Origin of the sequence: Shinella zoogloeoides (assembly GCF_030733845.1) — a bacterium.
GTDB classification, from domain to species: domain Bacteria; phylum Pseudomonadota; class Alphaproteobacteria; order Rhizobiales; family Rhizobiaceae; genus Shinella; species Shinella zoogloeoides_C.
In genome coordinates this window covers 3,023,063-3,036,500 of the sequence record NZ_CP132311.1, presented here as the reverse complement: position 1 = coordinate 3,036,500, position 13,438 = coordinate 3,023,063, and the positions used below count along the sequence as shown (strand labels likewise).

Here is a 13,438-nt window from a genome sequence, read left to right as displayed (position 1 = left end):
TGGATCATTCTTCTGTGGCAGTCTCCAGCCGTCCGGAGGAGGCCCGCATGATCATCGACACGCATCTGCATCTCATCTACCGCGACCGGCTGTCCTATCCCTGGCTTGCCGGCGTGCCGGCGCTCGATGCGGATTTCACGGAGGAGACCTATGCGCGCGAAGCCCGCCGGTTGGGTATCGCCGGGGCGCTGCATATGGAGGTCGATGTTGCGGCGGGGGATATGGCGCGCGAGACAGCGATGATCGAGGCGCTTGCCGGCGAGGCGGGCAGTCTTCTCGTCGGCGCGATCGCCGCCTGCCGGCCGGAGGCACCGGATTTTCCGGCCTATCTTGAAACGGTTCTCGCCACGCCCTTCGTGCGCGGCTTTCGCCGCGTGCTGCATGTCGTGCCCGACGATGTCTCCGAAGGCGCCCTGTTCCGGGAGAATATCCGGCGTCTGGCGGGCGCCGGGCTCAACTTCGATCTCTGCGTGCTGCCGCACCAGATCGACAAGGCCATTGCGCTGGCGGATATTGCGCCGGATGTCTCCTTCGTGCTCGACCATTGCGGCGTGCCTGATATCAAGGGTGGCGGCTTTGACGTCTGGAAGGGGCCGGTCGCGGAGATCGCGCGCCGGCCGAACGTGACGGTCAAGCTTTCCGGCATTCCGGCCTACGGCTCGGAAAGCTGGACGTTGGAGGACCTGAAGCCGTACTTCGCCCACGTGGCGGAGAGCTTCGGTTTCGAGCGCATGGTCTGGGGCAGCGACTGGCCGGTCTGCACGCTGGGCGGCGGTCTTTCGACCTGGATCGACGCGACGCATGCGCTGCTTTCCGGCGTCAGCCTGGAGGACAGGCGGCGCGTCCTGTCCGAAAACGCCCGGCGGCTCTGGAAGGTCGCGCCGAAAGCCTGATCAGCGCCAGCGCGCCGTGTGCGCGATCCATTCGCGCGTGCGCGCCTGCGGATCGGCATTCAGCGTGATGTCGGTCACCACGGCCGCGCTGTCGGCGCCGTTCTCGAAGACGGCTGGCAGGCGATCCGGATTGAGGCCGCCGATGGCGACGAGGGGAAGGGAGCCGATGCGCGCCTTCCAGTCCCGCAGCCGTTCGACGCCTTGCGGCGCCCATTTCATCTTTTTCAGGATCGTCGGCCAGACCGGACCGAGCGCCACATAATCGGGCCTTGCCGCCAGCGCCGTTTCCAGTTCCGCGTCATCATGGGTGGAAAGGCCGAGCTTCATGCCGGCCGCGCGGATGGCCTCGACATCGGCCCCGGCAAGATCCTCCTGACCGAGATGCACGAAGTCGCAGCCTTCCTCGATGGCGACCTGCCAGTAATCGTTGACGATGAGCTGGCAGCCATGCGCGGCGCAGGTCACTCTGGCGCGGCGGATTTCCGCGCGCAGGCGATCTTCCGGCAGGTCCTTCATGCGTAGCTGCACCAGCTTGACGCCGACGGGTACGAGGCGGTCGATCCAGTCGGCGCTGTCGACGATGAGATAGAAGGGATCGAGCTTCATGCGAAGACGGCCTTTCCGATGATGGGGGTGGAGGGAACGGCCATGTCGCGCGGTTCGAGCGGCACGGCGTTGTGTGCCAGCCGGCCGGCTTCGATGGCGAGCGCGAAGGCCTCGGCCATGGCGGCGGGATCGCCGGCGCCGGCAACGGCGGTGTTGAGCAGCACGGCATCGTAGCCGTGTTCCATGACGCTTGCGGCATGCGATGGACGGCCGATGCCGGCATCGACGATGAGCGGGATATCCGGGAAATGGGCGCGGAAGGCCTTGAGCGCCATGGGATTGACCGGACCCATGGCCGAGCCGATCGGCGCGCACCAGGGCATCAGTACGCGGCAGCCGGCTTCGAGCAGCCGTTCGGCCACGACGAGGTCGTCCGTCGTATAGGGAAAGACCTCAAACCCCTCGTCCGTCAGGATGCGGGCTGCCTCGACGAGGCCGAAGACATCCGGCTGCAAGGTGTCCTGGTGGCCGATCACCTCCAGCTTGATCCAGTCGGTGCGGAAGACCTCGCGCGCCATCTTCGCCGTCAGCACGGCTTCCCTGGCGCTGTGGCAGCCGGCGGTGTTGGGCAGCACGCGCACGCCGAGGTCGCGGATCAGCTCGAAGAAGGCGCCGCCCGCCTTGCCCCCGGCCGTTTCGCGCCGCAGCGACACGGTGACGATCTGCGCCTTCGAGCGGCTCACCGCCTCCGCCAGAATAGCGGGGGAGGGGTAGCGCGCGGTGCCGAGCAGCAGGCGGGATCGGACTTCCACGTCATAGAGCTTCAGCATGTCAGCCTCCCTGCATGGGCGAGAGGATTTCAATGCGGTCGTGGTCTCCGAGCGCGAAGTCGGCCCGGTCCTCGCGATGCACCAGCTCGCCGTTGACCGCCGTCGCGAGCCAGTCGCCTTCGTAGTCGAGGGCGAGGAGAAGGTCGGCAAGCGTCGTTGCCGCGATCTCCTGTGCCTCGCCGTTGATGATGAAGGTCATGATGCCCTCCTTTCCGGTTGTTGCAGCGCGCGCAGCCGCCGCGCGACCTCGCCTGCCATGGCCGGGGCGAGCAGGAAGCCGTGGCGGTAGAGGCCGTTCACATGGATCGTGTCTCCCTCTTCCGTCACGCGCGGGAGATTGTCTGGATAGGCGGGGCGCACGCCCGCGCCGGTTTCCACGAGCCGCGCCTCGCCGAAGGCGGGGTGCAGCGCATAGGCGGCATTCAGCAGTTCCATCAGCGAGCGGGTGGTGATGGGGCCGGCATCCTCGCTTTCGATCATCGTCGCGCCGACCATGAAGCGGCTGCGCTCGCGCGGCACGATGTAGATCGGGTGGCGCGGATGCAGCAGGCGGACGGGACGGGAGAGCTTTATCTCGGCGGTTTCGAGCGCCAGCATCTCGCCGCGCACGCCCCTGAGCTCCGGCAGGCGGCCGATCCTGGCTGCGCCGGTGCAGTCGACGACGCGGTCGTAGTGTCCGGCATCGCCGGTCGTGCCGAAGACGAAGCGCATGCGGGCTTCCTCGAGCCCCGCGGTCAGCGCGGACAAGGCCTGGCGCGGATCGAGATGGGCCTCCTGCCGGAAGAACAGGGCCTTGCGGAAGAGCCCGGCAAGGTCCGGCTCCAGCGCCGCGATCGCCGCCTCGTCCAGCCATTCCCAGCCGCTGGTGCGCTGGGCGAAGCGGTCGAGTTCGCCGGCATCGCGGACGCCTGCGACCACGAGCGTTCCTCGGCGGTGGACCTGACCGGGCAGGGCCGCCTCCCACCAGTCGGCGGCCGTGCGGCCGAGCGTCAGCACCGGCTCTTCCGCGCTCTCCCGCTCGCACCACGGCGCCAGCATGCCGCCGGCAAAGCCGGAGGCGCCGAGGCCGACCTTTTCGGCGCGGTCGACAATCGTGACGTCGAATCCATGGCGGTAAAGCTGCCAGGCGACCGTCAGGCCGGCGACGCCGGCCCCCTTGACGAGGATGCGCATGGTCATTCTCCCGCCGGGGCTTCGGCCAGCGGCATGTAGAGATCGCCGCCCTCGCGGAATTTCGCCGCCATGGCCTCCAGCCCCTCCTTCTGTGCCTCGGCGCGGATGTCGTGCGAGATGCGCATGGAGCAGAATTTCGGGCCGCACATGGAGCAGAAATGCGCCACCTTGTGCGCCTCCTTCGGCAGCGTCTCGTCGTGGAAGGCGCGGGCGGTCTCGGGGTCGAGCGAGAGGTTGAACTGGTCCTCCCAGCGGAACTCGAAACGGGCGCGCGACAGCGCGTCGTCGCGGGTCTTCGCGGCCGGATGCCCCTTGGCGAGGTCGGCGGCATGCGCGGCGATCTTGTAGGTGATGACGCCGACCTTCACGTCGTTGCGGTCGGGCAGGCCGAGATGCTCCTTCGGCGTGACGTAGCAGAGCATGGCCGTGCCGAACCAGCCGATCATCGCCGCGCCGATGCCCGAGGTGATGTGGTCGTAGCCGGGGGCGATGTCCGTCGTCAGCGGGCCGAGCGTGTAGAAGGGCGCCTCGCCGCAGACTTCGAGCTGCTTGTCCATGTTCTCCTTGATCTTGTGCATCGGCACATGGCCGGGGCCCTCGATCATGACCTGGCAATCCTTCCTCCAGGCGATCTGCGTCAGTTCGCCAAGCGTTTCGAGTTCGGCGAATTGCGCAGCGTCGTTGGCATCGGCGATCGATCCTGGGCGCAGGCCGTCGCCGAGCGAGAAGGTGACGTCATAGGCGCGGGCAATGTCGCAGATCTCCTCGAAATGCTCGTAGAGAAAGCTTTCGCGGTGGTGATGCAGACACCACTTGGCCATGATCGAACCGCCGCGCGAGACGATGCCGGTGACGCGATTGACGGTGAGCGGGATGTAATGCAGCCGCACGCCGGCATGGATGGTGAAATAGTCGACCCCCTGCTCGGCCTGCTCGATCAGCGTGTCGCGGTAAACCTCCCAGGTCAGGTCCTCCGCCATGCCGTTCACCTTCTCCAGCGCCTGGTAGAGCGGCACGGTGCCGATCGGCACCGGCGAATTGCGGATGATCCATTCGCGGATATTGTGGATGTTGCGGCCCGTCGACAGGTCCATGACCGTATCGGCGCCCCAGCGGATCGCCCAGACCATCTTCTCCACCTCCTCGGCCATGGAGGAGGTGACGGCGGAATTGCCGATATTGGCGTTGATCTTCACGAGGAAATTGCGGCCGATGATCATCGGCTCGGCTTCCAGGTGGTTGATGTTGGCGGGGATGACCGCGCGGCCACTGGCGACTTCCTGGCGGACGAAGTCCGGCGTCACGAAATCCGGGATATGAGCGCCGAAGCTCTCGCCGTCGCGGGCAAGGGCTTCCTTCACGGCCTTGCGGCCGAGGTTTTCGCGGATGGCGATGAATTCCATTTCCGGCGTGACGATGCCGGCGCGGGCATAGGCGAGCTGGGTTGCCGCCTTGCCGCCAGTCGCCCGGCGCGGGCGGGCGAGGACGGGGAATTCCGGCGTCAGCCGTTCGCCGCTGGCAAAGCCGTTGTCTTCCGGCCGGATGTGTCGGCCCTCGTATTCCTCGGTGTCGCCGCGGGCCGCGACCCAGCGTTCGCGCAGCCGCGGCAGGCCGCCGTCGATCGACACGACATGGGCCGGGTCGGTATAGGGGCCGGAGGCGTCGTAGACCACGACCGGCGGTTCGCCGGAGGTCGGGTGCAGGGAAATCTCGCGCATCGGCACGCGGATGTCCGGGTGCAGCTCGCCGGGAACATGGATCTTCCGCGAGGCGGGCAGGGCGCCCGTGGTGACGGTGGGGGTGAGTTTCTGGGCGGCAATATTCATCGTGAGGCTCCAAGTTTGCAGTTGGAGACCCAGTCCTAGAGCCGGAATGATGGAAAGACGCCGGGACGGAATCCGGGTGCCGGATTGCGGGCCAAACAGCGCTTGCACCGTCCCTACGCCAGTATGAACTGGATCAGGTTCAACGGGTCACTGCGCTGCGAAAGCCAGCAGTATCTCAGCCCCTTGTCGGGACCCCCCTGGTGAATGGTCCAAGCAAAGACGCTGTAGGTCGATTTGTCAACCGGGGTCAGATACGTAAGTGTATTCTTACTTACTTTGTGCGAGGCACAAAAAGAAACGGCGGGGTTTTGCCCCGCCGTTCCGGATGCCATCAACGCTAGGACTATTCGCGCTCGCCGGTGAAATTCAGCAGCAGCTGGAAGATGTTGACGAAGTTCAGGTACAGCGAGAGCGCACCGAACACGGCCATCTTCTGCTGCGATTCCTGGTCGATGTTCTCGGCATATTGCTGCTTGATGTTCTGCGTGTCCCAGGCGGTGAGGCCGACGAACACGACGATGCCGATCACGGAAATCGCGAATTGCAGCGCGCTCGAACCGAGGAAGATGTTGACGATCGAGGCGATGATGACGCCGATGAGGCCCATGATCAGGAACGAGCCGACCTTGGCGAGGTCACGCTTCGTCACATAGCCGTAGAGGCTCGTCGCGCCGAACATGGAGGCGGCGATGAAGAAGGTGCGGGCGATGCTCGTGCCGGTGAAGACGAGGAACACGGAAGCGAGCGACAGGCCCATGACGGCGCAGAAGGCCCAGAAGGTCATCTGCGCGGTGCTGGCCGACATCGTCTGGATCTTGAACGAGAAGAAGAAGACGAAGGCGAGCGGCGCCAGCATCACCACCCACTTCAGCGGGGAGGAGAAGATCGGCACGTAGAGCGCCGGCGTCGAGCCGACGATGAAGGCGACGAGGCCGGTGATGACGAGGCCTGCGCCCATATAGTTGTAGACGCGCAGCATGTGCTGGCGCAGGCCCTCGTCGAAGAGGGCGGCCGACTGCGCCTGCGCGCCGTAGCCAAATCGCTGTTGTACGGGTTCCATCGAAAATCTCCTTCGGTCTGGAAACGGTTGATCAGTAGAGCGTGCGCGAGAGGTCCCGCGCGGTTTGCGCCAGGTCGTCGGCCTTGCGGCTTTCCGATACCAGCGCATAGGCGACATCGCCGATCTGCCAGTAGGCGGCACGGGCATTGTCGGCGTGGAAAAGCAGGACGTGCTGCACGGCAAAGGAGCCGGGACGCACGGCAAAGAGCGACAGGCGCTCGTCCTTCTTCGGCTCCAGCACCAGTTCGACGCTCGGGCCATAGGCGGACGGGAAGACCTGCGTATCGACCACGCCCCAGCCCTTCGGCAGCTCCGGCAGCACGATGGCCGTCGCCGAGCGGATTTCCGCCGGATCGAAGGTCTCGATTTCCGGCTGCGATGCCATCGTGTCGCGCAGCAGCGTGGTCTTGTGCGCGCGCACCGCCTCTTCCACGAAGGCGGGCGGCGGGGTTGAGGCGACGACCTCGGTCGCGCCGAAGGGACCGAGAACGGCGTGGGCCGTCCAACCCGCGGCGACGAAGAGCGCGATGGCGGCGGCGCGGCGGAAGGCGGAAAAGACACGCCGGTGCGAAAGGGAGCGCTCGAGCAGGCGCGCGGCGTCGCGCGTCGCTTCCCGCGCCACCGTGCGGTGGTCGGCGAGCGCCAGGCGCAGCTCGTCGCGCACGCGCAGATCCCTCATCATCTGCGCGGCAACGTCCGGCCGCTCCGAAAGATAGGCCTCGACCTCGATGCGCCGGCCGACGGCGAGCTGGTCGTCGACATAGGCATTGAGATCGGATTCGAGGATCGGGTCATTGCTTGTCATCGCCAGTGCCTCCGACGATTCTGAGATGGGTGACAGGTGCGGCCGTGCCGCTCTGTTCGAAAGCGCGCAGCCGCTGGCGGGCGCGCGCCACGCGCGACATCAGCGTGCCGACGGGAATGCCGAGCGTCTCGGCCGCCTCCTGGTAGGAAAGCTCCTCGATCGCGACGAGATGCAGCGCCTCGCGCTGCTCTTCCGGCAGGGCGAAGAAGGCGTTGCGCAATTGTGTCAGGCGCACCGAATGGTCCTGGTTCGCCGGCACGGACGTCTCCGCGACTTCCGCCGCGGCATCGTGGCGGCGCTCCTGCGAGCGGCGCTGGCGCAGCCGGTCGATATGCGCATTGTGCAGGATGGACATCAGCCAGTTGCGCACGCTAGCGCCGGTGCGGAAAGTGGACTGCCGCTCATAGGCCTTCACCAGCGCATCATGCACCAGATCCTCGGCCTCGTCCGGATTGCGCACGAGCGACAGCGCATAGCGCCGAAGCGCTGCAAGCTGTCCGATCACGTTGAAGCCGGGTGTCTTTCCGTTCATGCCCCAATATACGAGAGCCAGGTGGTGTCCATTCCATCGCCGGCGGAAAAAATTTCAGAGCCAGTTGAGAACGAGAGCGGCGAGCACGATATAGCGGCCGAACTTGGCGATGGAAACGACGACGAGGAAACGGCCGAACGGCTCGCGCATGATGCCGGCCGCCACCGTCAGCGGGTCGCCGACGATCGGCAGCCAGCTCAGGAGCAGGCTCCACCAGCCATATCTGCGATACCAGTTCCCGGCGCGCTCCAGGTTTTTGGCGCTTACCGGAAACCAGCGCGCTTCGCGGAAGCGTTCCACGCCGCGGCCGAGCAGCCAGTTGACGACCGAACCGAGCACATTGCCGATACCGGCGACGAGGATGAGAATGGCCGGCGCGTAGTTCCGCGTTGCCAGCAGCCCGGCGAGAACGGCTTCCGACTGGGCGGGCACGATGGTCGCGGCGGCAAAGGCTGCGAGGAAGAGGCCGCAATAGGCGGCAAGCGCGCTCATCGCTTCCCTGCGACGTCGGCATCTTCGCCGATGCCGCGCCCATCGGCGAATGCACGCTCTTCCATACCGTTCTCCGCGCGGGCATCGGGATGATGTCCTGCCCTTCCGGTAAACGGTGCCGGCAATCTGGAAAAGACCGCTCTCGCTTTTTTTCGGAAATCGGTGGCGGGAAAGATCGCCGGCGGTCCGCAGGTTCTGGGCCGCCGGCGAAATCAGCGCCGTGGAGGAAAACGGCGGCTGGGTTTCGACCGGATCGCCGGTCGCATACTTTTGCTCAGCAGAGAGCCGAGCGGTTGATGAGCATGATGTCGCTTGTCGTCAGCGCCATGCGGGACGGTTCGTCGATCTGGTCCAGTACGGCCCGGAGCGCCTTGTCGAGGCAGAATTCGGCAACTTCCACCTCCAGCGTCTTGGCCGATTCCAGCGCGAAGGCGACAAAGCGCGCGAGCGCCATCAGTTCGGTTCCCCGGTCTTCAGTCTCAATGCTATCGATGTTCATGTCTCACGCCCCCAGAGCGGTGCTCAGATTCATACCCCGGTTGAAGTATAGGCGTGACTCTCGGGCTTTGCGCGTGACTTGGGCGTGACACACGCGGAATGGGAAATTGCACGTTTTTCTAGGTTTCCGGTTGATCGGCGGCGATTCGCCACTGGGATGTCGCGCGAAATGCCCAGTTTCCGCGCTTTACAGGGCTTTGCGGCTGAAAATCCGCCAGCACGGACACCAATGCGAGAGCATCCTCGCGCTTCTGGTTCACGGTTGTTGCATGGAGAAGTTGCAGAAGCGCATTGTGATCTTTCTCGATGCCGGCTCTTTCGAGCACCGAGGACCATGTGCGATCCTTGTAAAAGAGGCTGCGCGCGCCATCACGAAATCTTGATATGTAAGACTTATCAATGGCCTGCGAGGCCTCCAGCCGGTCCAGCGTCGCGTCGATATTGACGAGGGGAAGCGAGAGCGCGGGGTAGCCGAGTTCGGCCGGTCCGTGCAGCAGGGCGACGTCCGCATCGTCGACGCGGTGGCCGCTTGCATAGTCCTCGTAGATGCGGCCGATGCCCACCATGCCGAAGCTGTCGCATTCGACGGCGCGAAGCGCGCCCATGCTGGCGGCGCCGAAGACCGCCACCCCGCAATCCAGCGCATGGAGGATCTCCTTGTGCCAAACAGGGGCCACATGCTCGAAATTGCCGTCGATAAGGCCGATTGCCGTTGCGCCCGCCCGCACAGCCGCCAGCACGTCGCCATGGGAGGCCGGCGGGCGGAGCGTGATCGCCTCGCCGCAGAGGTTCGCCGCATCGGGCAGGCTGGGGCCGGCAAAGAGGATTTTCATGTTGTTTTGAATATCATGCGGGAAAGGGCGCGGGGGCCGACGGCATGGCGGCGCGCGCCCTCCGGGTTTTCGAGCGCCGGCACGACGAGCTTGACGACCGAGATGGGGAGCGATGCATCGCCGAGCGGCACCGCCACGATTGGTTTTATGCCGGAGGCCGCCAGCGTCTCCAGGCACCAGGCGAGCAGCGCCGCAGCATCGCCCGAGGGGGCTGCATAGAAGGTCGGCGTGCGGTGGCGGGATTCGAAGAGGGCGAGCGTTTCGGCGGCGAGCGGCCGGGTGAAGGTTTCGGCAAAGAGATCGTCGCGGGCGCCGCTGATATAGGTCAGGCGCGACTGGGCGACTTCGGTGAGCGCCCGGATGACGGCGCGCTCGGCGACGGGATGGGCGCCGTAGCCGATGGTCGCATCGTGGAAGAGCGGCCGTTTTTTCGTGAGCAGGCCGGTATCGCCGAGCACCGCCGCATAGGTGGGAACGGCAAGGTCGCTGGTAATGTCGAAGAGCCGCAGGTCCAGCCCCGCTGCGGTGAAGCGGCCGGCTAGGGTCTGGATGACGGGATCGGCAAAGGCCGCGGCATCGACCGCTGTCGCAAGCCGCCTTTCGCGCGGCAACAGGCGCCAGAGGCAGTCGGCATCCCGCTCGATGCGTTCCAGAAGCCCATGCAGGATCGCCTCGGCTTCGGAATTTCCCGATGCGAGGCCGTCGGATGATTGCCAGAAACGCGGCGCGGGATCGGTGCGGTCGAGCAGCATGGCGCCGTGCGGAACCCAGACCTTCTCGCCCGTCGCGAGCTCCCGCCCGGCCAGCCAGTCGAACGGTTCGTCCTCGGCGATGAAGGGTTGCCCGGACGCGATGAAGATATCGAGCGGCAGGCACGTCTCTCCCGCCGCGGCGAAGCCGCGCCGCGATGCACGCCGAACAGGCACGAGCGGTTCGCCCGCGATCGCCCGCTCAAGCGCCTCCATCGCCGCGGAGACTTTCGCATCGATATCGGCGATGCCCTTGCCCTGGTTGATGACGATGGAACGGGCGTTGGGACTGACGGCATTCCAGACCGGGATGCCGACACGGTCCAGTCCCGTCAGGCGGGAAAGCCGCGTGATGCCGAACCGGGGCAGAAGCGCCTCGATCCAGCTCCAGGTCTCGTCCGGGCCGCAGATGCGGTCCGAGTAACGCGGCATGGTTTGCGACATCTCACCCCGAACGAGCATGGCGGTGGCTGCCGGCGCGAAGGCCGGCGGCCGGATCATCTTCCGCGGGCGTGCGGGGTCAGGTCCGCACGCCCTCCGGAAAATCATGTGTCGTAGAAGCCGCCGGACGGTCCGGTGTCATAGAAACCGCCGGAGGGGTCCTCCACCCCGTCGGATGTGGCGAGCGTTGCGAGATTGACGCCGACGGTGATCGTCGCGCCGGCCTTGCGCAGGTCGTCGGCCAGTTTCAGGTTGCCGCTGGCCGGCACCGCGAGCGGCGTGACGGTGCCCGTGTCGAGATTGGCGGCCCACAGACCATCCTCCCCTGGGATGCCCAAAACAACAATTCGTGTCATGCCCTTTGTCCTCTCTTCGTTGATCCGTCAAAAGCCCGCGCGCTTGAGCCCGTCGTAATAGTGTTTCCGTTGCCACTCTTCCTTGAAAGGAATGATCGCCACCCAGGATTCGAAATCGAAATTCGGGTTGCTTTCGTAGGTGCGGCGCACGAACAACCGCGCCTTCTTGTGGTCTCCCAGCATCGCCCAGCAGGCGGCGGATATGCGATGGACAGGTTCCTTGTCCTTCATCCGGGCTATGTAAGCCAATGCTTCCTCATATTTGCCGAGCGCATAGGCGGCTCCCGCCGCAGTCCAGAAGTATTCGTCGGGCGGCAGCGGATTGAGATCGATCGCGTGTTCGATCTTCTCCAGCCCGACATCCGGGCGCGACGCCTGTACCAGCGTGTCGGCATAGCTGGCGATGACATTGGCGTAATGCGGGCTCAGCGCTTCGGCGCGGTCGAGATAGGCGGCGCTTTCATCGAACTGGCGAGCATAGAGCTTGACGACGCCGAGTTCGCGATAGCCGGAAGGAAGGCGCTCGTCGGTCCGGATGGTCTGCTCGGCGTGGAATTCGGCCTGCCGCAGCAGATCGTGATCGCCTCTCGCCGTCACCAGCCATTCGAGGAAATAGCTGCGGGCAAGGCCGCCCATGGCCGGCGCGAAGCCGGCGCTCGCCTGCAGGGCGTCGCGAAAGCTCCTGCGTGCCCGGCGGATGTCACGCAGGTCGAGGTTCTTCAGTTGCCCCTGGCCGAGGAGGAAGCTGCGGTAGGCCTCGGCATCGCGCTCGTAGTCGCCGCGCACCAGCTCGTTGCGCTCGATCTCGGTGGCGATGGCGCCGGAGACCTGGTGGGCGATCATCTGCCGCGAGCGGGCAAGCCCCTCGGAGGAGAGCGGGAAACGCTCGGCCCAGATGACCTCGTCGCTGCCGAAGAAGATGAGCTGGACGAAGAGCGTGTGGCCGTCGCCCTCGTCGCGAAGCCGCGTTTCTAGGATGTAGCTGATCTTGTGGCGTTCGTAGGTCGCGGCGCGGTCGGCCTGCAGCGAGATCTGCGCGGCGGTATGCGGCGCGATGATCGAGATCGAGCGCAGCGCGCAAAGCCCGATCGTGACGTCCTCGATCAGGGCCTCGGAAAAACGCGCCGCGGTCTTCGAGGAGAAAGTGGTGACCGGCGGCAGCAGCACGACGCGCGGCGGGTTCTGGCGCGGCAGGGCAAGGCCCGCCTCTTCCGCAAGCGGAAGGCGCAGGGAAGGCTGCAGGGTCATGAGGGGTCGTGACGAAACCGGGCGGCCGGTCAGGACCGCGCGCACCTCCTCGTCCTCGGGGTTTGCTTCCAGCAGGCGGAGCGCGGCCATCGAGCGAACCTGCCGCGTGGCGCCGCCGTCCAAGACCGTTTCCGCCAGCAGCGCGCTGCGCAATTGGGCCATATGGGCCTGCCGCTGGAGCGCGATCCAGTTTTCGAAAGCGCGGTTGCCCGGCTTGACGTGTTTCAGGAAGTCTTCGACGAGAAGGCCGGCCAGCCGTTCGAGGCTGGCGCCCTCGCGAAGCTGCTCCACGTCGCTCATCACCGGCTCCGGCCCGAGGGCGATCGACGCATCGGTGAAAGCAAGATAGGTCCGTCCGAGATCCCGCTGGCGTTTCTGCACGCGGGACACGGTTTGCCGGAGGCTGGCGAAGGCGGCGGCGGGGTTGCCATCGTCCCAGAAAAGATTCGCCGCGTCGGCCCTCGGCATATCCGTCAGGCCGCGCGTCTGGAGATAGCAGAGGATCAGCAGCGCCTTTTCGGGAAAGACGATATCGCCACCGCCCTCATCGAGCAGGCGCAGATGACCGAGCGTCTGCAGCCTTGCCGGCATTTGGGGTCAGACCCGCAGTTCCGGTGCGTTCTCCGCGCGCTCGCCCGCCTGTTCGCCGGCGCTCGCCTTGGAAAGCGCCGTGGCCAGGGCGATGATCGACTTGCGCACGCCAATGTCCTCGATCTTCAGGAACGCCCTGTTGAGGTCGAGGCCCTCCTTGGAGGAAACGAAGGTGGATACGTCGCCGGTCTCGTGGGCGACGCCCGTGGTCGGTACGGCGCTCTCGTCGTCCTGGAAGAAGAAGCTCGGCGGCACGCGGAAGACGTCCGAGATAGCCTGGAGGCGGCTGGCGCTGATGCGGTTGGTGCCCTTCTCGTACTTCTGGACCTGCTGGAAGGTGACGCCCAGCCGGTCGGCGAGCGCTTCCTGGCTCATGCCGACCATCAGCCGGCGCAGGCGGACGCGGGAGCCGACGAAGATGTCGATCGGATTCGGAGCTTTCTTGTTCATGAGACTTTCTCCCCTGTAAGACATGCCGGGGCATGGCAAAATACGAATATCCCATCACTCTGCTTGAATCGCCTATCCGGCGCAACTCCCGGGAACTGGATTTCCTCCCTACCGT

General features: G+C 65.7%; 16 protein-coding genes and 1 riboswitch. Of the genes, 1 reads left to right on the top strand and 15 read right to left on the bottom strand.

The features are described 5' to 3' along the window. The first annotated feature begins 47 nt into the window (after positions 1–47). Positions 48–893, top strand: coding sequence for an amidohydrolase family protein (locus tag Q9316_RS15920; RefSeq protein WP_306032553.1), 846 nt, complete (start codon positions 48–50; stop codon positions 891–893). Here Q9316_RS15920 and Q9316_RS15915 read toward each other — a convergent pair whose 3' ends face one another. From Q9316_RS15915 to Q9316_RS15845, 15 genes are all read right to left on the bottom strand, one after another. Beyond that, a complete protein-coding gene (locus tag Q9316_RS15915) occupies positions 894–1,499 on the bottom strand; it encodes a thiamine phosphate synthase (protein WP_306032552.1) in 606 nt (201 codons plus the stop codon). Further along, positions 1,496–2,269: a thiazole synthase gene (locus Q9316_RS15910; RefSeq protein WP_306032551.1), complete on the bottom strand. Its 774-nt coding sequence runs from the start codon at positions 2,267–2,269 to the stop codon at positions 1,496–1,498. Before Q9316_RS15910 ends, Q9316_RS15915 begins: the two co-directional genes overlap by 4 nt. 1 nt (position 2,270) lies before the next feature. After that, positions 2,271–2,468 (bottom strand): sulfur carrier protein ThiS, encoded by a 198-nt coding sequence (gene thiS, locus Q9316_RS15905; protein ID WP_306032550.1) that lies wholly within the window; start codon positions 2,466–2,468, stop codon positions 2,271–2,273. Continuing rightward, positions 2,465–3,442 (bottom strand): glycine oxidase ThiO, encoded by a 978-nt coding sequence (gene thiO, locus Q9316_RS15900; protein ID WP_306032549.1) that lies wholly within the window; start codon positions 3,440–3,442, stop codon positions 2,465–2,467. Before thiO ends, thiS begins: the two co-directional genes overlap by 4 nt. A 2-nt stretch (positions 3,443–3,444) precedes the next feature. Next, complete coding sequence (gene thiC, locus Q9316_RS15895; RefSeq protein WP_306032548.1) at positions 3,445–5,268, bottom strand: phosphomethylpyrimidine synthase ThiC; 1,824 nt, start codon at positions 5,266–5,268, stop codon at positions 3,445–3,447. Between the two features lie 92 nt (positions 5,269–5,360). After that, positions 5,361–5,477, bottom strand: a riboswitch (TPP riboswitch). A 134-nt stretch (positions 5,478–5,611) separates the two neighbouring features. Continuing rightward, on the bottom strand, positions 5,612–6,328 hold the full coding sequence (locus tag Q9316_RS15890; protein WP_306032547.1) for a Bax inhibitor-1/YccA family protein: 717 nt from the start codon (positions 6,326–6,328) through the stop codon (positions 5,612–5,614). 31 nt (positions 6,329–6,359) lie between these two features. Continuing rightward, positions 6,360–7,133 carry an anti-sigma factor family protein gene (locus Q9316_RS15885; protein WP_306032546.1) on the bottom strand — a complete coding sequence of 258 codons (774 nt, stop codon included), beginning with the start codon at positions 7,131–7,133 and terminating at the stop codon, positions 6,360–6,362. Next, positions 7,120–7,665 carry a sigma-70 family RNA polymerase sigma factor gene (locus Q9316_RS15880; protein ID WP_306032545.1) on the bottom strand — a complete coding sequence of 182 codons (546 nt, stop codon included), beginning with the start codon at positions 7,663–7,665 and terminating at the stop codon, positions 7,120–7,122. Before Q9316_RS15880 ends, Q9316_RS15885 begins: the two co-directional genes overlap by 14 nt. A 54-nt stretch (positions 7,666–7,719) precedes the next feature. Further along, positions 7,720–8,157, bottom strand: a complete 438-nt coding sequence (locus Q9316_RS15875; RefSeq protein ID WP_306032544.1) for a YqaA family protein — start codon at positions 8,155–8,157, stop codon at positions 7,720–7,722. A 274-nt stretch (positions 8,158–8,431) separates the two neighbouring features. Next, entirely contained in the window at positions 8,432–8,656 is a 225-nt protein-coding gene (locus Q9316_RS15870; protein ID WP_306032543.1) for a hypothetical protein, read from the bottom strand. A 118-nt stretch (positions 8,657–8,774) separates the two neighbouring features. Next, the gene (locus Q9316_RS15865) at positions 8,775–9,488 is read right to left on the bottom strand and encodes a TfuA-like protein (RefSeq protein ID WP_306032542.1); all 714 of its coding nucleotides are present in this window, start codon (positions 9,486–9,488) and stop codon (positions 8,775–8,777) included. After that, positions 9,485–10,699, bottom strand: a complete 1,215-nt coding sequence (locus tag Q9316_RS15860) for a YcaO-like family protein (RefSeq protein WP_306032541.1) — start codon at positions 10,697–10,699, stop codon at positions 9,485–9,487. The genes Q9316_RS15865 and Q9316_RS15860 overlap by 4 nt, the downstream gene beginning before the upstream one ends. 83 nt (positions 10,700–10,782) lie before the next feature. Further along, positions 10,783–11,034, bottom strand: coding sequence for a hypothetical protein (locus tag Q9316_RS15855; RefSeq protein WP_306032540.1), 252 nt, complete (start codon positions 11,032–11,034; stop codon positions 10,783–10,785). A 27-nt stretch (positions 11,035–11,061) separates the two neighbouring features. Next, on the bottom strand, positions 11,062–12,873 hold the full coding sequence (locus Q9316_RS15850; protein WP_306032539.1) for a hypothetical protein: 1,812 nt from the start codon (positions 12,871–12,873) through the stop codon (positions 11,062–11,064). Positions 12,874–12,879: 6 nt separating this feature from the next. Next, positions 12,880–13,323 carry a helix-turn-helix domain-containing protein gene (locus Q9316_RS15845; RefSeq protein WP_306032538.1) on the bottom strand — a complete coding sequence of 148 codons (444 nt, stop codon included), beginning with the start codon at positions 13,321–13,323 and terminating at the stop codon, positions 12,880–12,882. Positions 13,324–13,438 lie beyond the last annotated feature (115 nt).